Consider the following 21,115-nt stretch of genomic DNA (forward strand, 5'->3'; position numbering starts at 1 on the left):
GGTCCTCGGCGTCGGGCCTGCCGTCGTCCTGGCAGGCCACGGCCACCACGTCCCGGCACCGCCGGCACCCGCGCCCGCCGCGCTCGAACACCCAATGCTGCGCGCCCTCGCCGACGTCGCCCGTCGTCGACTGCTCCGGGCGCCAGGCGTTGCGCAGCAGCAGCTTGCGCGACCAGGCGACGGCTTCGCGGACCTGGGCGTCGGACAGATCGCCCACGCGGATCCAGGGCGACACCCGGAGCAGGAAGCAGATCTTGGCCTTGTAGAGGTTGCCGACCCCGCAGGCCACCCGCTGATCGAGCAGCGCCGCGCCGAGCTCGCGGTCGGGGTCGGCCCGCAGCCGCCGCGCCACCTCCGCCGCGCAGCCGTCGGGATCGTCGTCCCACGCCGGGCCGAGCAGGTCCGGCCCGAGGTGGCCGACCCACCGGTCCTCGTCGGTGGTCGGCAGCAGGTCGAGGTCGTGCAGGCGGAACCCGACGGCGACCCGCTCGGGCACCTCGAGGATCGCCCGGATGTCGTGCTCCCGCCCCCGCCAGGGCCGCCCCGGGCGGTACAGGTGCCACGACCCGTCCATGCGGAAGTGGCTGTGCAGGCTCGTGCCGTCGTCGAAGCGGGTGAACAGGTGCTTGCCGACCGAGGCCACCCCGAGCACCGTGCGCCCGGCGAGGTCGTGCTCGATCAGCCGGGGGTGCCGCAGCTCGCCCCGGGACAGCGTCTTCCCGGCCAGCGCGTCGTCGAGGCGCCGGCCGGCGAGGAACACGGTGTCACCCTCGGGCACCCCCCGATGATGCCCCGCGCCGGGGGCCGGGAACCCGGCCGCGGCTCAGCGGGCCAGCACGAGGTCGCGGGGAGAGGACCGCTGCGCCGGCGAGACGTGCTGCGCGGTCGGCCGCCCGCCCGGGCCGCTGGCGATGACGATGACGAGGACCGTGCCGGGGTCGTCGACGGGCGCGCAGAAGGTCCCGTCGGGGTGCACCGGGACCACGGCGAGCTGACGCCCGTGCACGTCGACGAGCGTCACGCGGGCCTCGGGGGCGGGGTCGCCGTGCGCCAGCCGCACCCGGCCGTGGACGGCGGGGCGGGGCTCGTCGTCGGCCGACTCCTCGACGGTGACGCCGGTGTCCACCACCGTCTCGTCGACCGAGCGCGAGCGGGGGAGCACCGGGATCGCGGCGGTCGCGAGCAGGGCCACCACCCCCGCCCCGGCGGCGATGAGCAGCGTCGTGCGCAGCCCGGGCAGCGAGGGCAGCACGGCGTCGCCCACGCGGATCGTCATCGCGGAGAGCACGACGGCGGCCAGGGCGGACGCCGTCGAGGTGCCCACCGAGCGCATCAGCGTGTTGAGGCCGTTGGCCGACGCGGTCCGGTCGGTGGGGACCGCCCGCATGATGAGGTCGGGCAGCGACCCGTAGGCGAGCGCGACCCCGGCCCCCACCAGGGAGATCACGAGCGCCACCTGCCAGGCCTGCGCGAGCAGCAGCGTCCCCAGGACGTACGCCACGACGATGACCACCAGGCCGACCTGAAGCGAGGTCCGCGGGCCGAAGCGCGCGGAGACCCGCGCCGTCACCGGCGACATCAGCATCATGACGATGCCCATGGGGGAGAGCACGAGGCCCGCGACCAGCAGCGACAGCCCCAGGCCGTAGCCCGACGACGTCGGGGCCTGCAGGAGCTGCGGGAACGTCACCATGCCGGTGAACATCGCGATCCCCACCGGGACCGACACCAGGTTGGGCACCAGGACCGCACGGCGGGCGGAGACCCGCAGGTCGACGACGGGGTCGGTCGTGCGCAGCTCCCAGAGGCCCCACGCGAGGAGGACGATGACGGCGCCCGCGACGCACCCGAGCGTGGTCGCGCTGCCCCAGCCCCACTGCGCGCCCTTGGAGATCGCGAGCAGGCCCAGGACGAGCCCCACGGTGAGCCCGACCGCGCCGACGGCGTCGAACCGCCCGCCCGAGCGCTGCGCCGACTCCGGGATGACGGCGAGGATGAGGACGACGCCGGCCACGCCGAGCGCGCCCGCGACCCAGAACAGCGCGTGCCAGTCCGCAACCTCCACGACCAGCGCGGACAGCGGCAGACCGAGCCCGCCGCCGATGCCCAGGGTGGCGCTCATCAGCGCGATGCCGGAGCCGAGGCGCTCCGGAGGCAGCGCGTCGCGCATGAGGCTGATCCCGAGCGGGACGGCGCTGACGGCCACGCCCTGCAGCGAGCGCCCGACGATGACCGGCACCAACGACGACGTCAGCGCGCAGATCACGGCGCCCGCGACGAGCAGACCGAGCGTGGCCAGCAGCACCGTCCGCTTCCCGACCATGTCGCCGAGCCGGCCGGCGATCGGGGTCGCGACCGCGCCGCCGAGCAGGGTCGCGGTGATCACCCACGAGGCGTCGGCGGTCGTCGTGTGCAGCAGCGCGGGGAGCTCGGGGACCACCGGCACGACGAGCGTCATGCACAGCGACGCGATGAGGCCGACCGAGGAGAGCACCGCGACGACGAGCCCCGGCCTGCCGGGGCTCGCGTGGTCTCTCGTCGTCACCGGGCCTCCGTGCTGTCCGTTTCGTGCGCTCAACAACTCCGACGTCACCGTAGGACGACGGTTCACCACGAGAACGAGAACGTCCTCCTGCTCACGGTATTTCCGTCACGCCGTGACGACCGGGTGCTGAGCTGGTGACGTGACGCGCCTCCGGAGCCCGCCGACGACGTCGTCCGCGGTCTGCCGTGGGTTAGCGGGTGGCGAGGATGACGGCTATCAGGCCGACGACGTTCGTGCCCAGGTGGATGCCGACCGAGGCGAAGATGCTGCCCGTCCGGCGGCGCACCACGGACATGATCACGCCGCCGGTGGCCGTCACCACCAGGACCACCAGCACGCCCAGCACCGGGATGCCCCCGGCCGGCGCGGCCACCGCGCCGGCCAGGTGCCACACCGCGAACGCCGAGGCCACGGCGACCACGGCGCCGCGCCCGGCCCACCACCGGCCGGCCCAGGCGCGCTCGGTCAGCCCGTGCAGCACGCCCCGGAAGGCGAGCTCCTCGCAGAGCACCGTCCCGACCGGGATGAGCAGCAGCGCCCGCAGCACCACCGCCGAGGTCGGGCTCGCCTCCACGCCCGGGTTCTCCAGCAGCGGCCGCGTCGCGGGCAGGAGGAACGCCACCGCGTAGCCCAGCGCCACGATCCCGACCGCCGCGCCGCCCCACCGCAGCCCCGACAGCCACGTCGTCGGGCACAGGCCCAGGTCGCGCCAGGAGAGCCCGCCGGCGCGGGCGGCGAGGACGAGCACGAGCACGCCGACGACGTTGGCGATCATCCGCACGATCGGGTCCGCGGGGAGGGCCGGGACCAGCAGGTTGTTCCACGCGACGAGGCCGGCGGCGACGACCACGGCCACGGCCGACAGCACGACGACGGCGGGCACCCGGCGTGGCCGCGTCGCGGCGGACGGGGACGCCGTCGGGGCGGCCACGGCGGGCGCCGGGGCGGTGGGAGCGGTCATGTCACCTATGGGGTCGACGACGGCCCTGACCCTCCACGGTGCCAGGGCCGCCCGTGAGCGACCCGTGAGGGTCCGCGGGAGGTGTCACCGGGGTCATACCCGCCCTCGCGCCCGGGTGACACGTCTCACCCGTCGGGGCCGAGGACCTGCCGGGCCCGCTCGGTGTCGGCGGGGGTCCATCCCGGGGGCGCGCCGACGGCGGCCCAGCCGTCGAGGACCTCGGCCTGGTAGACGTGCCCGTGCCCGGGCGGCACCCCCACGGAGTTCATCAGGTCGATCGAGACCTGCCAGAACGTGACGACGGGGTACCAGCTCATGGCGCCCAGGACGTCGCGGCCCCGCGGTTCGACGAGCCAGTCGGGGCGGCTCCAGATGAGGTCGGGGGACCACCACACGACCGGGTCCGAGGGGTGCTGCAGGTAGAGCACGTGCGGGGCGATCCACGGCGTGGGCGGGGTCTGCGACACCGTGCGCGTGCCCTGGCCGCCGGTGAAGCGGACGACGAGCCCGTCGGAGTAGGTGGGGCGCACCTCCGTCGTGCCGGGGTCGCGGCGGTCCACGATCTGCGACCAGAGGCGGTTGGTGTTGGGGGGACCGACCCACAGCACCCCGTCGGTGTTGGCGCGCACGTCCGCGAGCGAGGTGAACGCGGCCTCCGAGCCCTGCGAGCCCAGGCTCTCGCCGAAGACGATCTCCCTGGGCCGCGGCCGCCCCAGGGGGATCGCCTGGATCCGGGCGTGCACGGCGTCGATGAGCAGCCGTCCGGCCTCGTCGGCCCGCGCGCCGTCGAACAGGAAGGACAGCCAGCTGGGCAGGTAGGAGTACTGCGTGGCGACGATCGCGCTGTTCCCGCCGTAGATCGCCTCCAGGGAGTCCGAGACGGGCGCGTCGACCCATCCGGTGCCCGTCGTCGTCACCACCGCGATCACCGGCCGCGAGAACGCGCCGGCGCGGTCGAGCTCGGCGACGGCGAGGTCGGCGCGGGCCAGGGCGTCGGGCGCGGACTCGAGCCCGACGTAGGCGCGGATCGGGTCCACGGCGGCCTTCCCGGAGGCGGCCGCGAGGTCCGCGGCGTCGCGGCCGCCGGAGACGAAGTGGCGGCCCTCCTTGCCGAGCGTGCCCCACGGCGCGAGCGAGGTCGGCGAGCCGGACCGGGTCGGGGACCGGGGCTGCGCCGAGTCCGGGTAGTTCTCGTCGTTCACCCCGCTGAACGCCTGGTCGACGATCGCGAGGGTGCCGCCCAGCACGACCTTGTTCGCCACCGCCGCGATGACGACCGCGAGCACGACGACCGCGACCGCGGCGGCGATGCGCCGCGGCAGGTGGGCGAACCGGCGCAGTCCCCGCACGAGCACGTGGTCGGCGTGCCGGACCAGGCGCACGAGCGCAACGGGGACGGCGGCGACCAGGACCGCCGTCGGAGCGGCGCGGAGGTAGCCGAGATAGCCCGGCTGCTCGAGGCCCATGAGCGAGGCGAGCTGGCGCTGCCAGTGGGCGCCGGCGACGAGCATCACGAGCACGACCACGGCCGCCGCCACCACCAGGATCGACCACGCCGCCTGCCGGACCCCGCGCGGCACCCAGAGCCGGCCGCGGGCGACGAGCCGCAGGCCGCGGTGGGTGCGCCGCAGCAGGAACCAGACGAAGGTGCCGACCGCGTAGCCCACGGCCGCGGAGAGACCGCTGGCGAGGCCCTGGACCAGCCAGGTCCGGGGGATGAGCGAGGGGGTCATCGCCAGCGAACCGGTGGCGACCGCGAGCGCGAGACCCAGCGCGTCCACCCGCAGCCAGCGCAGCCCGCGGCGGTCGAGCGGACCCGGCCCGCGGTGGACGACGTCCGCGGCGGGCGGCCGGGGGAGGGGGCCGTGGACGAGACCCCCGGTCGGTGTCGGGTCCTCGAGGGTCGTGGCGCGCCCGCCGCCGACGTCCGGCGCGGTCGAGGAGTCGTCGCGCTCGACCCCGGTCTCCGACACGTCCCCCATCGTGGACCACGTCCGTTCGGCGTAGTGACGCGGACGCTGCGCCGTCGACCACACGGGTGTCCGCCTGTGTCACGGCGGAAGCCGGCGCCGCGTGTTGCGCTCTGTCCAACATCCTTCGCATTGCGCAACAACGGCGCACTGATTCCGGGATGGTGTCGGAAATCGTGGGCCGGGGGTGACCTTGACGGGGTGTCCGGTGGCTACACTTTTCGCCATGTCGAGGGCCGACGGCGAGCGTGGAGACCGCTCCTCGGTCCAGTCCGTCGACCGGGCCGTGACGATCCTGGAGATCCTCGCCGCCCGGGGCGAGGCCGGGATCACCGAGATCGCCGAGGAGCTCGGCGTCCACAAGTCGACGGCCTCCCGGCTGGTCTCGGCCCTGCAGCGGCGCGGGCTGCTCGAGCAGCTCGGCGACCGCGGGAAGTACGCCCTGAGCTTCGGCATCGTCCGTCTCGCCGCGGCGACCACCGGCCGGATGGACCTCGCGCGTCTCGGGCAGCCGACCTGCCAGGCCCTCGCGGAGATCATCGGCGAGACGGTGAACCTCGCCGTCTCCGACGGCGAGGCGGCGATCAACGTCGCGCAGGAGTTCGGCAACTCCTCGGTGAGCTCGCAGAACTGGGTCGGGCGCCGGACCCCGCTGCACGCCACCTCCGCCGGGAAGGTCCTCCTCGCGCACATGGACGAGGGGGAGCGGCGGACGCTGCTGCGGCGGCGGCTGCCCCGGTACACCGAGGCCACGATCACCGAGGCCGCGGCCCTGCGAGCCGAGCTCGCCCGGGTGGTCGACGAGGGTTACGCCCGCTCGTTCGACGAGCTCGAGGTGGGCATGCACGCGGTGGCGGTGCCGGTGTGGGCGCACGACGGCAACGTCGTGGCCGCGCTGTCCGCGTCCGGACCGTCGTACCGCCTCCCGCGCCGCCGGGCCCGGTCCGTCGTCGCGGACATGCGCGAGGCCGCGCGCGAGCTCTCGGCGAAGCTCGGCTGGGTGGAGCCGAGCGGCAGCGGCTCGCTGCGCTGATCGACGCAACTCCCGGACGGCCGGACCACGTCACGGCATCATCCGCGGCTGTCCGGCCGGGCGATCGGGCCCCGCGCGGCCTCCCCCGGCTCTTGACAGCGCTCCTCCCCGGATTCCACCGTGTTGCGAGACGCAGAACCCGTTGCGCCTTGAGCAACACGCAGGCGGTGACTCGTCCGAGCGGAGACACCCCATGGGACCTCGCGTCGTCATCGTCGGGGCCGGCATCGTCGGGAATCCTGCCGTTCGGACCAACGCCCCGTGTGGACGGACTCAGTTGTCCACAGGCGCGGGCCCTCGTGGTTGTCCCGGCGTCGTGTCGCCGCGAGCGTGGGCGCCATGCGCGAGATGATCAGGGTCCGCGAGGCGGGCCGGGAGCTGCGGGTGCAGGTGCTCGACGGGCGGGCCTACGTGGCGATCGTCGCGACCGACGCCCCGGAGGACGAGGACGTGGGGACCCGGGCGGTGTCGTTGCCCGCGCGCCGGCTGCACGCCCTGCTGCGCGCCGCCTGGGCGGACGACCAGTACGGCGCGCTGGGCCCGCTCGACCCGCCCTGGCGGACGGCCGACGAGCCCCCGGACGGCCCGGAGCCGGACGAGGACCCGTACCGCGAGGAGCGGGTGAGGTTCGGCTGGCGCGACGACTGGTCCGACGAGTTCGGCGACGGCCTCGACGGGGACGGTGACCTCGTGCCGTTCCCGCGGCGGGGGTCGTGGAGCCCGCCGCCGTGGGATCCGCCGTCGTGGCGGCCGCGGGCGCGCGCGCCGCGCTCCGGTCTGCCGTGGCCGGCCGAGGACGACGGCGCGCTGCGCGAGGCGTGGCTCGCCGCGGCCGCGGACGCCGACCGCGCGGCCCTCATGACCGAGCTCGCGCAGCGCTTCGGGCGGACCACCGGCGGTGTCCTCCAGCGGCTGCACCGGGTGGGGTGCGACCCGGCGGTGCCCGGCGCGGCGCGGTTCGCCGCCCCGGTGCTCACCGGGCCCGCCGTGCCGTGAGCCAGGATGCGTGGCCATGAGCGCGCAGGACACCCCGCCGGCCGTCGAGCTGCACGTCCACGTCGAGGGCACCCTCGAGCCGGAGCTGATCGGGGAGCTGGCCGACCGCGGCGGCGTCGCGCTGCCCTCCGCGGACCTGGACGACCTGCGCGCCCGCTACGCGTTCACCGACCTCGGCCACTTCCTCGACCTCTACTACGCGAACATGGCCGTGCTGCGCACCGCGGAGGACTTCGCGGCGATGACGCGGGCCTACCTCGAGCGGGCGGCCGAGGGCGGGGTCCGGCACGTCGAGCTGTTCGTCGACCCGCAGGCCCACCTCGCACGGGGCGTGCCGCTCGAGGCGGTGCTCGAGGGCGTCGCGGGAGCCCTCGCGGCCGCCCCCGTCGGCATGACGACGGGGCTCATCCCGTGCTTCCTGCGCGACCGCCCGGTCGCCGAGGCCCTCGAGGTGCTCGACGCGCTCGTCCGCTCCGACGTCGCGTTCCTGGGCGTGGGCCTGGACTCCGCGGAGGTCGGGCACCCGCCCTCGGACTTCGCCGAGGTGTACGCCCGGGCCCGCGCGGAGGGGCTCCGGCTGGTCGCGCACGCCGGGGAGGAGGGACCAGCCGCCTACGTCACCGAGGCCCTCGACGTGCTCGGCGTCGAGCGGATCGACCACGGCATCCGCAGCCTCGACGACCCGGCGCTCGTGCGCCGCCTCGCCGAGGCGGCGGTTCCACTCACGGTCTGCCCGCTGTCCAACGTGCGGCTGCGCGCGGTCGACACGCTCGCCGACCACCCGCTCGCCCGCATGCTCGACGCCGGGCTCGCGGTGAGCGTGCACTCCGACGACCCGGCCTACTTCGGCGGCTACGTCGACGACAACCACCGCGCCGTCGCCGAGGCGCTGGAGCTCTCCCCGGACCAGGTCCGCACCCTCGCGGAGAACGCCGTCGAGGCCGCCTTCGTCGACGACGCCCGCCGGGCCGAGCTGCGTGCCGAGGTGGCCGCGTGGGCCGCCGGCCGGGACGGGGCGCGGCCCTCGTCCTGACCGGGGCGCGGGCTCAGCCCTGGGCGTGGGCCCAGAGCAGGAACGCGGCGGCGTCGTCGAGGTCGCGGAAGCCGGCCCCGAGGGCGTCGACCAGCAGGTCGTTCGACCGGCAGGCGACCCGCCCGATGGTGTGCCGGGTGCGGTCCACCGCCGGGATCTCGACGCCGAGCACGGAGCGGGCGATGTCCCGCTTGCCCTCGCCGCCCGAGCCGCTGTCCACGGTGAGCAGCGGCAGGAACCGTTCGGGCCGGGCGACCGTCAGGATGTGCATGAGGAGCGGCTCCCGGACCCCGCCCATCCCGTAGGGCGAGCGCTGCTCGGCCAGCGCGGTGAACCGGTCCTCGAGCGGCGGGTCGTCGGTGGACCCCTCGTCCTCGCCGCTCTCGCCGCTCTCGCCGCTCTCGCCGCGGAGCAGGTACTCGACGGCGCCGCGGAACCGCTCGGAGGCGTCGCGGTCGCCGAGGCGTCGCCACTCACGGGCGAAGGAGGTGGTGTTGCCGGAGAGGGCGAGGACGTCGCTGGAGACGAAGTCCTTGAGCTGTCCCGGCTCGGTGTGCGGCAGGCCGGCCTGGCTGAACATCAGCTCGTGGAGCCGGCGGAAGTCGGCCGCGTAGGGGTCGGGGCGGGGGCGCTGCCGCGGCCAGGCCGCCTTGAGGGCCGCGAGGCGCTGCAGGTGCTCGGCGGGGACGTCGTCGAGGGTCGGGAAGCGCACGACGACCGGCGGCGCGGCCGGGGTGGCCGCCCGCAGAGCTCCGTCCGACGACCCGCCGCCGGCCACCCGGGTGCCCGTCGACCGGGTCCCGGTCGAGCGCGGCGACCTCGTCGGGGTGGAGCGCGCCGGCTTCGCGGCGACCGCCCGCGGCGAGACGGGCTTGGCGCCGAGCAGCCAGTGGTGCCCGCACGCCGTGCACTTCATCTCGTTGCGACCGTCGTCCGCCATCCCGACGTACTCCGCGGCGGCCTCCTCGCAGCTCGGACACGCCAGCGCCATCGCTCTCCTCCCGTCGCCCGGCTCCCCGCACTCAGGCGCGCAACCGCAGGCCCTTCGGGCTGTTGCGGAAGCCGGCCTCGGCCAGTGCCTCCGCGAGCACCCCGTCGAGCGCTCCCGACCCGTCGGTCCGCTCCACCGAGAGCCCACCCAACCAGCCCTCGCGCACCGCCGCCGACAGAGCCCCCGCGGCCGCGGTGAGCGTCTCCTGGTCGTCGGTGAAGGACAGCAGCGAGCGACCGCCGCGCTCCACGTAGATCGTGGGCTCACCGTCGGTCAGCACCACCAGCGCGCCCGCCTTGCGACCGGGACGGTGACCGGTGGTGCCGTCCTGCGCGGCCCGGGTCGCCGGCCAGTCGAGCGCCGCCCCCCACGGCTGGGCCGGGTCCGTCGCAGCCAGCACCAGCGACGCCTGTCCGCGGGCGGACCCGTCGTCGTCGCGGGAGGTCGCCCGCAGCCGGTCGATCGCGCCGGGCACCGCGAACTGCGCCGCGCCGAGCCCCTCCACGACGTAGCCGCGACGGCACCGTCCGGACTCCTCCATCGCCCGCAGCACCGGGTAGATCCCCGAGAACCCGCCGGTGACCCGCTCGGTCTCGAGGGCCCCGCGGGTGAGCACCCCGTGGCGCTCGAGGAACGACTCCGTCCGGGCCTGCGCCCGCCGTGTGGGGTCGCTCTCCCGCGGCGGCACCCGGGACCACCGTCCGGCGGCCGTCGGAGGACCGGTGCGCGAGGGCATCTGCGGGCGCCCGACCCGCGCGTACCGCCCCCGCGACGGTGGGCGCCGTCGTTGGTGGGCCGCCTTGGAGCGGCCCCCGCCGCCCGAGACCAGCGCCCGCAGCGGGGCGAGGGTGTCGTTGGTGGCGTGCCCGGCCCACACCAGGTCCCACAGCGCCTCGACGGTGGTCGGGTCGTCGGGCGGCGACTCCCCGGCGTCGCGGAGGAGTGTGTACGCGCGGTCGGCGAGCTGGCGGAAGAAGAGCGCCCCGCCGCCCTCGACGGGGCCGAGCGCCTCCAGCAGCGCCCGGTGGATCGGCAGCCCGGCCAACGTGTCGTCAGGGTCGGGCAGCATCAGCTCGGCGACGTCGGACGGCGCGACGGCGAGCCACCCGTCGCCCCCGGAGAGCGTGCCGCACCCGGTCCAGGTCACCTCGCCCGCGCTGGTCAGCTCGTCGAGCAGCGCCGGTTGGTAGCCCGGCAGCCGGGTGGGCAGCACCAGCGACTCCCACGCGCTGGCCGGGACCGGGGCGCCGGCGAGCTGCTCGACGACGCCGAGGACGTCGTCGGGACCCGGCGCCCGTCGGCGGCGGCCGCCGATGCCGTGCCAGGAGGGGAGGAAGCGTCCCAGCGCCGCCGGCTCGACCGGTTCGACCTCCGCGCGCAGCCGTGCCAGCGAGCCCCGCCGGATGCGGCGCAGCACCTCGGCGTCGCAGTAGTCGACGCCGCCGGCCGCGGCCGGGTCGTCGTCGCGCAGGCCCGGTAGCGGGGGCGCGTCGGACGGCCGCAGCTCGCCCCGGGCGAGGCGCCCCGCCCCGGTCATGCGCTCCAGCACCGCCGTCACCACCGCGACGCCCAGCCCGAAGCGCCGCGCCGCGGCCGCCGCCGGGAACGGCCCCCGGGTGCGGGCGTAGCGGGCGAGCAGGTCGCCCAGGGGGTCGGCGACGGGCTCGGTGAACGCCTCCGGCACCCCCACCGGCAGGCCCGCGCCCAGGGCGTCGCGCAGCCGGCCGGCGTCCTCGATCGCGACCCACCGCGCTTCACCGGCGATCTTGACGCGGATCGCCCGGCGGGCCGACTCGAGCTCCGTGAGCCACTCCTCGCGCACCCCGCGCGCCGCGGCCTCGGCGGTGGTCAGGTCGCCGACGAAGCGCAGCAGGTCCGCGGTGCCCTCGGCGTCACGGACGTGGCGCTCCGGGTCGGTGCGCTGCAGCCCGGCCTCGATCTCGCCGACCACCGCCGGATCGAGCAGCTCGCGGATCGCTTCCGAGCCGAGCAGTTCGGCGAGCAGCGTCGAGTCCAGTGACAGGGCCGCGGCCCGGCGCTCGGCCAGCGGGGCGTCCATCTCGTAGAGGAACATCCCGACGTAGCCGAACATCAGCGTGCGTGCGAACGGCGACGCCGACGGCGTGGCGACGTCCACCACGTGCACCGCGCGCGACCGCACGTCGCGCATCAGCTCGACGAGGCCCGGCACGTCGTAGACGTCCTGCAGGCACTCCCGGTAGGTCTCGAGCACCACCGGGAACTGCTCGTACTTCGACGCCACCGAGAGCAGCTGCGAGGCCCGCTGGCGCTGCTGCCACAGCGGGGTCCGCCGGGTCGGGTCGCGGCGCGGCAGCAGCAGCGAGCGGGCCGCGCACTCCCGGAAGCGGGCGGCGAACACCGCCGACCCGCTCACCTCCGCCGTGACCATCTGCTCGACCTCGTCGGGGTCCAGCAGGACGTCCTCCGCGCCCGGCAGGATCTCCGCACCGGCCTCGTCGAGGGTGTCGGGCAGCCGCAGCACGATCCCGTCGTCGGCCGAGGCGGCGGAGACCTCCAGGCCGCGCTGCTCGCGGAACCGCGCGGCGATGGCCAGCGCCCAGGGCGCGTTCACCTGCGCGCCGAAGGGGGAGTGCACCACGATCCGCCAGTCGCCCAGCTCGTCGCGGAAGCGCTCTACGACGATCGTCCGGTCGCTCGGGACGTGACGCGTCGCCTCGCGCTGCTCACCGAGGTAGCCGACGAGGTTGTCGACGGCCCACGCGTCCAGCCCGGCCGCCTCCGCGCGGGCGCGGGCCTCCGCCTCGTCGGCACCGGCGACCTCCCGGACGAACGCCCCGAGCGCGCGGCCCAGCTCCAGCGGGCGACCGGGGGCGTCGCCCTTCCAGAACGGCATCCGGGCGGGGACGCCGGGCGCGGGCTCGGCGATCACCCGGTCCCGGGTGATGTCGAGGACCCGCCAGGACGTCGAGCCCAGCAGGAACGTATCGCCCGCGCGGGACTCGTAGACCATCTCCTCGTCGAGCTCGCCGACCCGTGAGCCACCGGTCCCGTTCTCCCCGGAGCCCGGCGTCACCACCGTGTACAGGCCGCGGTCGGGGATCGTGCCGCCGGAGGTGACGGCGAGGCGCTGGGCGCCGGGTCGCCCGGCGAGCTCGTCGGTGACGCGGTCCCAGGTGATGCGCGGCCGGAGCTCCCCGAAGTCCTCGCTGGGGTAGCGCCCCGCGAGCATGTCGAGCACCGAGGTCATCGCCGAGTCCGGCAGACCGGAGAACGGGGCGGCGCGGCGGACCAGCGCGGTGAGATCGGTCAGCGACCAGTTCTCCATCGCCGTCATCGCCACCACGTGCTGGGCGAGCACGTCGAGCGGGTTGCGCGGGTAGCGCATCGCCTCGATCCGGCCCCCGGCCATGCGCTCGGCGACGACCGCGCACGACACCAGGTCCCCCCGGTACTTCGGGAAGACCACGCCCTCGGAGACCGCGCCCACCTGGTGGCCCGCGCGCCCGACCCGCTGCAGCCCGCTGGCCACCGAGGGGGGCGCCTCGACCTGGACCACGAGGTCGACCGCGCCCATGTCGATGCCCAGCTCGAGGCTGGAGGTGGCCACCACGCACGGCAGCTGCCCGGACTTCAGCGCCTCCTCGACCAGGGTGCGCTGGGTGCGGCTCATCGACCCGTGGTGGGCGCGGGCCACGATCACCTCGGCGGGCTCGGCCACCCCGGACTGGCCGACCGCCTCGGCGGGGAAGGGCCCCACCCGCCCGACCACCGGGGCGAGCTCGTCGGCCTCGTCGTCCCGGCCGTCCGCGTCCTCGTCGGGCTCGTCGAGGTCGACCGGCTCCCGCTCGGCGGCCTGCAGGGCCGCGCGCTCGGTGGCGAGCTCGTTGATCCGCGCGGTGAGGCGCTCGGCGAGGCGCCGGGAGTTGGCGAACACGATGGTCGAGCGGTGGGACTCGACGAGGTCGAGCACCTTCTCCTGCACCGCCGGCCAGATCGAGGCCCGTTGCGCCGCCCCGGCCGCCGAGCCCTCCACCTCCTCCTCGACGCCCGGCCCGCTCTGGTTGTCCCCCGAGTCGAGCGCGCTCATGTCCTCGACGGGCACCACCACGCTGACCTGCACGGTCTTCGCCGTCTCCGGCTGCACCACCCGCACCGGACGCCCGCCGGCGAGGAACGTCGAGACCTCGTCGACGGGACGGACCGTCGCCGAGAGACCGATGCGCTGGGCCGGGGCGTCGAGCAGCGCGTCGAGGCGCTCGAGGGAGAGCGCGAGGTGGGCGCCGCGCTTGGAGGCGAGCACGGCGTGCACCTCGTCGACGATCACGGTGTCCACCCCGCGCAGCGACTCACGTGCGGCCGAGGTGAGCAGCAGGAACAGCGACTCCGGGGTGGTGACGAGCACGTCGGGAGGGGTGCGCGCGAAGCTGCGGCGTTCGTCGGCCGGGGTGTCGCCGGTCCGCGAGGCCACCTGGATGTCCGGCTCGGGCAGCCCGAGGCGGTGGCTGGCCTGCCGCAGCCCGGCCAGGGGCGAGCGCAGGTTGCGCTGGACGTCGACCGTCAGCGCCTTCATGGGGGAGACGTAGAGGACCCGGCACCGGCGCTGCGGCTCCTCGGGCACGGGCGCGGCCGCCAGCCGGTCGAGCGCCCAGAGGAACGCGGCGAGCGTCTTACCCGAGCCGGTGGGGGCGACGACGAGGGCGTGCTCGCCGTCGGCGACCGCGTCCCACGCCCCGGCCTGCGCGGCCGTCGGCTCGCCGAACGCGCCGGAGAACCAGTCACGCGTGGCGGGGGAGAAGCGGTCGAGAACGGTCACACCACCCATGGTGCCCCGGGGGTCCGACAGCGACGCGCTCAGCGCCTGCGGTGGGAGAGCCACCACCGCAGCAGCAGGACGAGGAAGGAGACCAGGGCGACGACCCCGACGACGTCCCACAGCCAGGCCGGACCCGTGGAGTGCAGGTCGATCTGCGCGACCACGAGCAGGAGGGGGTCCACCTCCGCCACGCTACCGAGCCGCGGCCGTCCCGGCTCCACCCCGCGACGACGCCGTCCCTACCCTCGGACGGGTGCGTCTGACCCACTTCCGGCAGCTGATGGCGGACGAGTTCGGCGCGGTCCGCGCCGGGTCGATCAGTCGCGACCACGTGTTCTCCGCGCTCGAGGGCCGGACCGTCGAGCAGGCGCTCGAGGAGGGCGAGGAGCCGCGCGTGGTCTGGCGGGCGGTCTGCGCCGAGTTCGAGGTCCCCGCCGAGCGCCGGTGACCGCACCGCCCGTCGATCCCCGGCGTGTCCCCCTGGGGCATCGAACATCTGTTCGTCTAGTCTGAACGTCCGACGCGGTCGTCCACAGCGGCACCGACCGCCCGGCCAGTCCACAGCCGAACACCCGCCGGCACCACGGTGTCGGACCCCCGGCCTAGCGTCCGCACCGAACCCGGACCGAGTGCCGGACCCACCACCCGTCCCGAGGGGGAACCCCGAATGCCTCAGGCCCCGGACCGCGACAAGGCGCTGGAGCTCGCGCTCGCGCAGATCGACAAGCAGTTCGGCAAGGGCTCGGTCATGCGGCTGGGCGACGAGGGCCGTGCGCCGGTCAGCGTCATCCCCACCGGTTCGATCGCCCTGGACGTCGCCCTCGGCGTGGGCGGCCTGCCCCGCGGCCGTGTCGTGGAGATCTACGGCCCGGAGTCCTCGGGGAAGACGACCGTGACGCTGCACGCGGTGGCCAACGCGCAGGCCCAGGGCGGGGTCGCGGCGTTCATCGACGCCGAGCACGCGCTGGACCCGGAGTACGCCAAGGCGCTCGGGGTCGACACCGACGCGCTGCTGGTCGCGCAGCCGGACACCGGCGAGCAGGCGCTCGAGATCATGGACATGCTGATCCGCTCGAACGCCCTCGACGTCATCGTGGTCGACTCGGTGGCCGCGCTCGTGCCGCGCGCCGAGATCGAGGGCGACATGGGTGACAGCCACGTCGGCCTGCAGGCCCGACTCATGAGCCAGGCGCTGCGCAAGATCACCGGTGCCCTCAACCACTCGGGCACCACGGCGATCTTCATCAACCAGCTGCGCGAGAAGGTCGGCGTGATGTTCGGGTCCCCGGAGACGACGACCGGTGGGCGCGCGCTGAAGTTCTACTCCTCGGTGCGCCTGGACATCCGCCGGATCGAGACGCTCAAGGACGGCACCGACGCGGTCGGCAACCGCACCCGCGTCAAGGTCGTGAAGAACAAGGTCGCGCCGCCGTTCAAGCAGGCGGAGTTCGACATGCTCTACGGGTTGGGCATCTCCCGGGAGGGCTCGCTGATCGACGTGGGCGTCGAGCAGGGCATCGTCCGCAAGTCCGGTGCCTGGTACACCTACGACGGCGACCAGCTCGGTCAGGGCAAGGAGAACGCCCGGAAGTTCCTCAAGGAGAACCCGGACGTCGCCGGCGAGATCGAGAAGCGGATCAAGGAGAAGCTCGGGGTCGGGCCGAAGCTCGACGCCGACGAGACGACGCCGGCCCCGGTCGACTTCTGACGCGGTGGGGCAGCTCGGAGGTGGCGGGTTCGGGCGGCGTCCGCGCAAGCGGGCCCCCGAACCCCCGGATGCCGGCGGCCACACCGCCGAGGGCCGACCTCGGGACCAGGAGGCGGACCCGCCCGCCGAGCCCCAGTCACGAGATCAACAGTCGGCGGCGCGCACGGTCTGCCTGGACCTCCTGACCACGCGGGCACGCACGCGCGCCGAACTGGCGGCCGAGCTCGAGCGCCGCGGGTTCGACGCCGACGTGGCGGCCGTGGTGCTCGATCGCCTGGTCGAGGTCCGGTTGCTCGACGACGCCGCGTTCGCCGAGCAGTGGGTGGACTCGCGCCACCGCCGTCGCGGCCTCGGCCGCCGGGCCCTCTCGCAGGAACTGCGTCGCAAGGGCGTCGACACCGAGACCGCCGACGAGGCGATCGCCGGGCTCGACCCCGAGACCGAGCGGGAGAAGGCCCGCGAGCTCGTCCGGCGTCGGCTGCCCTCCCTGGACCGCGTGGAGCCGCCGGCTGCGGCTCGCCGTCTCGTCGGGATGCTCGCCCGGAAAGGCTACGGCGCTGGGCTGGCCTACGAGGTCGTACGCACCGAGATGGCCGCACGGGGAGCCGAGCTCGAGGAGTCCGATCTGGACCTCGAGGACGCCGACCCGGTCTCCGGACCCCTCGCCTGACCTGCACGGACGGCGTTGATTCCCGCTCGTGACGGGGATCACGACGGCCAGGTCCTGTGACCCGGACGACAGCCCCCGCGCGACCGTCGTAGTGTGCCTCGCACCACGCGGCTCGCCGCCGCGCGGGTCAGCCGTGCGCGGTCACCACCACGACCGTGTCGAGCCGCGGCCCCGACCCCGCGAGCGCCGGCCGGCTCCGTCGACGAGGACAGGTGCAGTGACCACCACAGAACGCGACCACGGCGCCAGCCCCCCCATCGCAGCGGGGCGCGCCGACATCCGAGCGCGCACGCTCCGCCAGGACCGCTGGTGGCTGCCGCCGCTCGCGAACGCGCTCGGCCTGGCGACGTTCGTCATCTACGCGACGATCCGGTCGTTCTGGGGCTCGGCGTACTACGTGCCGCAGTACCACTACCTGTCGCCGTTCTACTCGCCGTGCCTCTCGGCGAGCTGCGTGCCGGGATCGAGCCACTTCGGGGCCGTGCTGCCGGCGTTCCCGCCGTGGATCCCGCTGGCGATCGTCTCGCTGCCGTTCCTGCTGGGCTTCCGCGTCACCTGCTACTACTACCGGAAGTCGTACTACCGGGCGTTCTGGGCCTCGCCTCCGGCGTGCGCGGTGGCCGAGCCGCATTCGACGTACTCCGGCGAGACCCGCTTCCCGCTGGTCCTGCAGAACGCGCACCGCTACTTCTTCTACGTCGCATTCCTCATCTCGGTGATCAACACCTACGACATGGTCGTGGCGTTCCAGAGCGACGGCCCCGAGGGTGCCCAGTTCGGGCTCGGCCTCGGGAACATCATCCTGGTGATCAACGTGATCGGCCTCTGGCTCTACACCGCGTCGTGCCACTCCTGCCGCCACATCACCGGCGGCCGTCTCAAGCACTTCTCGCGGCACCCGGTGCGGTACCGCATCTGGACGGCGGTCTCGAAGCTGAACACGCGGCACATGCTCTTCGCGTGGTTCACCATCGGGACGCTCATCCTCACCGACTTCTACATCATGCTCGTCGCGAGCGGCACCATTCCCGACCTGAGGATCGTGAACTGATGGCCGAAGGAACCGGCCCGGCCGACACCGGCCAGAAGCCCGAGATCACCCACCACACCTACGACGTCCTCGTCATCGGGGCGGGCGGCGCCGGGCTGCGGGCCGCGATCGAGGCGCGGTTGCGGGGCAAGCGGGTCGCGATCATCTCGAAGTCGCTGTTCGGCAAGGCGCACACCGTCATGGCCGAGGGCGGGATCGCCGCCTCGATGGGCAACGCGAACCCGAACGACAACTGGCAGGTGCACTTCCGCGACACCATGCGCGGCGGGAAGTTCCTCAACAACTGGCGCATGGCCGAGCTGCACGCCAAGGAGGCCCCCGAGCGCGTCTGGGAGCTCGAGACCTACGGGGCGCTGTTCGACCGCACCCCCGAGGGCAAGATCAGCCAGCGCAACTTCGGCGGCCACCAGTTCCCGCGGCTCGCGCACGTCGGCGACCGCACCGGCCTCGAGCTCATCCGCACGCTGCAGCAGAAGATCGTCTCGCTGCAGCAGGAGGACCACGCGCGCACCGGCGACTACGAGTCCGACCTCAAGGTCTTCCACGAGGCCACGATCACCGAGCTGATCAAGGACGGGGACCGGGTCGCCGGCGCCTTCGGGTACCACCGTTCCTCCGGCGAGCTGCTGTGCTTCCACAGCGCGGCGGTGGTGCTCGCGACCGGCGGCGTCGGGAAGTCGTTCAAGGTCACGAGCAACTCGTGGGAGTACACCGGCGACGGGCACGCGCTCGCGCTCCGCGCCGGGGCGAAGCTGCTGAACATGGAGTTCGTCCAGTTCCACCCGACGGGGATGGTCTGGCCGCCCAGCGTCAAGGGCATCCTCGTCACGGAGTCGGTCCGCGGCGACGGCGGCGTCCTCAAGAACTCCGAGGGCGAGCGCTTCATGTTCAACTACATCCCCGAGGTGTTCCGCGAGCAGTACGCGACCAGCGAGGACGAGGGCGACCGCTGGTACACCGACGCCGACAACAACCGGCGCCCACCCGAGCTGCTGCCTCGTGACGAGGTCGCCCGCGCGATCAACAACGAGGTCAAGGAGGGTCGCGGCTCCCCGGCGGGCGGGGTGTTCCTCGACGTCTCCAGCCGGATGCCGGCCGAGACGATCCGCAAGCGGCTCCCGTCGATGTACCACCAGTTCAAGGAGCTGGCCGACGTCGACATCACGGCCGGCCCGATGGAGGTCGGCCCGACCTGCCACTACGTCATGGGCGGGGTCGAGGTCGACCCGGACACCGCGGAGTCCGCGGTGCCGGGCCTGTTCGCGGCCGGCGAGGTGGCCGGCGGCATGCACGGCTCGAACCGCCTCGGCGGCAACTCGCTGTCCGACCTGCTCGTCTTCGGGTGCCGGGCCGGGGCCGGCGCAGCGGCGTACCTCGACGGACTCGGGGCGACGCCGTCGGTGTCCGACGAGGCGCTGGAGGCGGCCCGGGACGACGTCGAGCGCCCGATCCGCAACTCGGGCGGCGAGAACGCCTACACCGTGCACCAGGAACTGCAGCAGACGATGAACGACCTCGTCGGCATCATCCGCAAGGCGGACGAGATGGAGCTGGCGCTCAAGAAGCTCGACGAGCTCAAGGAGCGGGTCCCTCGGGTGGCCGTCGACGGCCGGCGCACCTACAACCCCGGCTGGCACCTGGCCATGGACCTGCGCAACATGCTTCTGGTCAGCCAGTGCATCGCGAAGGCCGCGCTCGAGCGCCAGGAGAGCCGTGGCGGGCACACCCGCGACGACTTCCCGACGATGGACGAGGAGTGGCGGCGCCAGCTGCTGGTGCTCACGCTGCACGACGGCGAGGTGGTGCTCGAGCACCAGGGGCAGCCGTCGATGCGCTCCGACCTCTTCGACCTCTTCGAGCTCGACGAGCTCAAGAAGTACTACACCGGCGACGAGCTGGGCGGGCACCGCTCGGACGCGCCGCGCGGCCAGCGCGCCGACCAGACCGAGGGCGGCCTCGGTGACGAGCAGCAGGCACAGGGACAGGGGACCTAGGCGTGGGTTACCAGGCGCACTTCAAGGTGTGGCGCGGCGACGACACCGGCGGCGACCTCCAGGACTTCCACGTGGAGGTGAACGAGGGCGAGGTGGTCCTCGACATCATCCACCGGTTGCAGGCCACCCAGGCCGGCGACATGGCGGTGCGGTGGAACTGCAAGGCCGGCAAATGCGGGTCGTGCAGCGCCGAGGTCAACGGCCGGCCGCGGCTCATGTGCATGACGCGGATGTCGACGTTCACCGAGGACGAGATCGTGACGGTGACGCCGCTGCGGACGTTCCCCGTCATCCGTGACCTCGTCACCGACGTGGAGTTCAACTACGTCAAGGCCCGCGAGATCGCGTCCTTCGCGCCGCCGGAGGACCTCGCGCCGGGCGAGTACCGGATGTCGCAGGTCGACGTGGAGCGCCCGCAGGAGTTCCGCAAGTGCATCGAGTGCTACCTGTGCCAGAACACCTGCCACGTGGTGCGTGATCACGAGGAGAACAAGGCGGAGTTCGCCGGGCCGCGCTACCTGATGCGCGTCGCCGAGCTCGACATGCACCCCCTCGACGTCCGCAACCGCAAGGAGGACGCCCAGGAGGACCACGGCCTCGGGTACTGCAACATCACCAAGTGCTGCACCGAGGTGTGCCCCGAGCACATCAAGATCACCGACAACTCCCTCATCCCGATGAAGGAGCGGGTGGTCGACCGTAAGTACGACCCGCTGGTCTGGCTCGGCAGGAAGATCTTCAAGCGCGAGGACCTCGAACAGCGCGGCGCCACCGGCAAGCGCTCGCTCGACGACGCCGGGCCCGACAACGGCTCCCCGCTCCGGGCCGACTCGATCGGCCCGGTCGGCAGCTGACCCGCTCTCGGCGCCGGGCGCGCACCACACGGACCGACGTGGTGCCCGCCCGGCGTCGCCGTGCCACTCACATCGGCGGGGCGCTGACACCCACCTGCGCCCAGAAGGCGGCGTTGGCCTCCCGGTCGCGGTCGTAGGTCTGCAGGCGGGTCCAGCGGCCGTCGCGGACGTCGATGACGTAGACCGCCTCGTTGTCGAAGACCGCGCCGCCGCGGCGGCCGGTCTCGTGGACGAGCATGACGACGTGGTCGTCGTCGCCGAAGACGCCGTGAGGTTCCTGGGCGAACGTGCCCTCGAAGAACTCGAACCAGGCCCCGAGGAACCGGAAGAACGCGTCCCGGCCCTCGATGAGGTGCCAGTCACCCGCGCCGTTGTCGTGGTTCTCCATGACGAAGTCCTCGGTCATGAGGGTCTCGCTCGGCCTGACGTCGCCCTGGAGCAGGGCAGTGAAGGCCTCGACCGCCGCGGTGACGTTCGGGTGCGCGGTGGCGGTGGTGGTCATGGTGGACTCCCC

17 protein-coding genes are annotated in these 21,115 nt (G+C 74.1%); 9 read left to right on the forward strand and 8 right to left on the reverse strand.

The genetic code is table 11. The features are described 5' to 3' along the window. The 4 genes from VGH76_RS12270 to VGH76_RS12285 form a co-directional block, all read right to left on the reverse strand. Nucleotides 1–778 (reverse strand): DNA-formamidopyrimidine glycosylase family protein (locus VGH76_RS12270; protein ID WP_331556961.1); only part of this gene is annotated, 778 nt, incomplete at its 3' end. A gap of 45 nt (nucleotides 779–823) precedes the next feature. Next, nucleotides 824–2,545 carry an MFS transporter gene (locus tag VGH76_RS12275; protein WP_331556962.1) on the reverse strand — a complete coding sequence of 574 codons (1,722 nt, stop codon included), beginning with the start codon at nucleotides 2,543–2,545 and terminating at the stop codon, nucleotides 824–826. Between the two features lie 190 nt (nucleotides 2,546–2,735). Continuing rightward, nucleotides 2,736–3,506, reverse strand: a complete 771-nt coding sequence (locus VGH76_RS12280) for a type II CAAX prenyl endopeptidase Rce1 family protein (RefSeq protein WP_331556963.1) — start codon at nucleotides 3,504–3,506, stop codon at nucleotides 2,736–2,738. A 125-nt stretch (nucleotides 3,507–3,631) separates the two neighbouring features. Then, a complete protein-coding gene (locus VGH76_RS12285; RefSeq protein ID WP_331556964.1) occupies nucleotides 3,632–5,479 on the reverse strand; it encodes an alpha/beta hydrolase in 1,848 nt (615 codons plus the stop codon). 223 nt (nucleotides 5,480–5,702) lie between these two features. On the opposite strand from VGH76_RS12285, the gene VGH76_RS12290 reads away from it, so the two are divergent. The 3 genes from VGH76_RS12290 (at nucleotide 5,703) to VGH76_RS12300 (ending at nucleotide 8,538) form a co-directional block, all read left to right on the forward strand. After that, nucleotides 5,703–6,509, forward strand: coding sequence for an IclR family transcriptional regulator (locus VGH76_RS12290; protein WP_331556965.1), 807 nt, complete (start codon nucleotides 5,703–5,705; stop codon nucleotides 6,507–6,509). A gap of 339 nt (nucleotides 6,510–6,848) precedes the next feature. Beyond that, nucleotides 6,849–7,505: a hypothetical protein gene (locus VGH76_RS12295; RefSeq protein WP_331556966.1), complete on the forward strand. Its 657-nt coding sequence runs from the start codon at nucleotides 6,849–6,851 to the stop codon at nucleotides 7,503–7,505. A 16-nt stretch (nucleotides 7,506–7,521) separates the two neighbouring features. Beyond that, nucleotides 7,522–8,538 carry an adenosine deaminase gene (locus VGH76_RS12300; protein WP_331556967.1) on the forward strand — a complete coding sequence of 339 codons (1,017 nt, stop codon included), beginning with the start codon at nucleotides 7,522–7,524 and terminating at the stop codon, nucleotides 8,536–8,538. Nucleotides 8,539–8,551: 13 nt separating this feature from the next. Here VGH76_RS12300 and VGH76_RS12305 read toward each other — a convergent pair whose 3' ends face one another. The 3 genes from VGH76_RS12305 to VGH76_RS12315 are packed head-to-tail and all read right to left on the reverse strand — an operon-like array spanning nucleotide 8,552 to nucleotide 14,506. Next, nucleotides 8,552–9,529: a hypothetical protein gene (locus VGH76_RS12305; RefSeq protein ID WP_331556968.1), complete on the reverse strand. Its 978-nt coding sequence runs from the start codon at nucleotides 9,527–9,529 to the stop codon at nucleotides 8,552–8,554. 31 nt (nucleotides 9,530–9,560) lie between these two features. Next, complete coding sequence (locus VGH76_RS12310) at nucleotides 9,561–14,333, reverse strand: ATP-dependent helicase (protein ID WP_414637717.1); 4,773 nt, start codon at nucleotides 14,331–14,333, stop codon at nucleotides 9,561–9,563. 29 nt (nucleotides 14,334–14,362) lie between these two features. After that, nucleotides 14,363–14,506 (reverse strand): hypothetical protein, encoded by a 144-nt coding sequence (locus VGH76_RS12315; protein ID WP_331556970.1) that lies wholly within the window; start codon nucleotides 14,504–14,506, stop codon nucleotides 14,363–14,365. A 71-nt stretch (nucleotides 14,507–14,577) separates the two neighbouring features. On the opposite strand from VGH76_RS12315, the gene VGH76_RS12320 reads away from it, so the two are divergent. The 6 genes from VGH76_RS12320 (at nucleotide 14,578) to VGH76_RS12345 (ending at nucleotide 20,601) form a co-directional block, all read left to right on the forward strand. Beyond that, nucleotides 14,578–14,772, forward strand: coding sequence for a DUF3046 domain-containing protein (locus tag VGH76_RS12320; protein WP_331556971.1), 195 nt, complete (start codon nucleotides 14,578–14,580; stop codon nucleotides 14,770–14,772). Between the two features lie 219 nt (nucleotides 14,773–14,991). After that, nucleotides 14,992–16,032: a recombinase RecA gene (gene recA, locus VGH76_RS12325; RefSeq protein ID WP_331556972.1), complete on the forward strand. Its 1,041-nt coding sequence runs from the start codon at nucleotides 14,992–14,994 to the stop codon at nucleotides 16,030–16,032. A gap of 4 nt (nucleotides 16,033–16,036) precedes the next feature. Continuing rightward, nucleotides 16,037–16,702 (forward strand): regulatory protein RecX, encoded by a 666-nt coding sequence (locus tag VGH76_RS12330; protein ID WP_414637718.1) that lies wholly within the window; start codon nucleotides 16,037–16,039, stop codon nucleotides 16,700–16,702. 217 nt (nucleotides 16,703–16,919) lie between these two features. Continuing rightward, on the forward strand, nucleotides 16,920–17,753 hold the full coding sequence (locus VGH76_RS12335) for a hypothetical protein (RefSeq protein ID WP_331556973.1): 834 nt from the start codon (nucleotides 16,920–16,922) through the stop codon (nucleotides 17,751–17,753). Beyond that, nucleotides 17,753–19,747 carry a fumarate reductase/succinate dehydrogenase flavoprotein subunit gene (locus VGH76_RS12340; protein WP_331556974.1) on the forward strand — a complete coding sequence of 665 codons (1,995 nt, stop codon included), beginning with the start codon at nucleotides 17,753–17,755 and terminating at the stop codon, nucleotides 19,745–19,747. Before VGH76_RS12335 ends, VGH76_RS12340 begins: the two co-directional genes overlap by 1 nt. Nucleotides 19,748–19,749: 2 nt before the next feature. Further along, nucleotides 19,750–20,601, forward strand: a complete 852-nt coding sequence (locus tag VGH76_RS12345) for a succinate dehydrogenase/fumarate reductase iron-sulfur subunit (RefSeq protein WP_331556975.1) — start codon at nucleotides 19,750–19,752, stop codon at nucleotides 20,599–20,601. A 67-nt stretch (nucleotides 20,602–20,668) separates the two neighbouring features. Here the strand turns inward: VGH76_RS12345 and VGH76_RS12350 are convergent, their stop codons facing one another. After that, nucleotides 20,669–21,103 (reverse strand): nuclear transport factor 2 family protein, encoded by a 435-nt coding sequence (locus VGH76_RS12350; protein WP_331556976.1) that lies wholly within the window; start codon nucleotides 21,101–21,103, stop codon nucleotides 20,669–20,671. Between the last annotated feature and the right edge of the window lie 12 nt (nucleotides 21,104–21,115).

It is taken from the genome of Actinomycetospora sp., assembly GCF_036497585.1.
Classification (GTDB): Bacteria; Actinomycetota; Actinomycetes; order Mycobacteriales; family Pseudonocardiaceae; genus Actinomycetospora.

What these genes read in the sequence shown, in the direction of transcription:
- VGH76_RS12280 (WP_331556963.1), bottom strand. Translation starts at nt 3,506, where the DNA reads ATGACCGCTCCCACCGCCCCGGCGCCCGCCGTGGCCGCCCCGACGGCG.
- VGH76_RS12290 (WP_331556965.1), top strand. Translation starts at nt 5,703, where the DNA reads ATGTCGAGGGCCGACGGCGAGCGTGGAGACCGCTCCTCGGTCCAGTCC.
- VGH76_RS12295 (WP_331556966.1), top strand. Translation starts at nt 6,849, where the DNA reads ATGCGCGAGATGATCAGGGTCCGCGAGGCGGGCCGGGAGCTGCGGGTG.
- VGH76_RS12300 (WP_331556967.1), top strand. Translation starts at nt 7,522, where the DNA reads ATGAGCGCGCAGGACACCCCGCCGGCCGTCGAGCTGCACGTCCACGTC.
- VGH76_RS12305 (WP_331556968.1), bottom strand. Translation starts at nt 9,529, where the DNA reads ATGGCGCTGGCGTGTCCGAGCTGCGAGGAGGCCGCCGCGGAGTACGTC.
- VGH76_RS12310 (WP_414637717.1), bottom strand. Translation starts at nt 14,333, where the DNA reads ATGGGTGGTGTGACCGTTCTCGACCGCTTCTCCCCCGCCACGCGTGAC.
- recA (WP_331556972.1), top strand. Translation starts at nt 14,992, where the DNA reads ATGCCTCAGGCCCCGGACCGCGACAAGGCGCTGGAGCTCGCGCTCGCG.
- VGH76_RS12340 (WP_331556974.1), top strand. Translation starts at nt 17,753, where the DNA reads ATGGCCGAAGGAACCGGCCCGGCCGACACCGGCCAGAAGCCCGAGATC.
- VGH76_RS12350 (WP_331556976.1), bottom strand. Translation starts at nt 21,103, where the DNA reads ATGACCACCACCGCCACCGCGCACCCGAACGTCACCGCGGCGGTCGAG.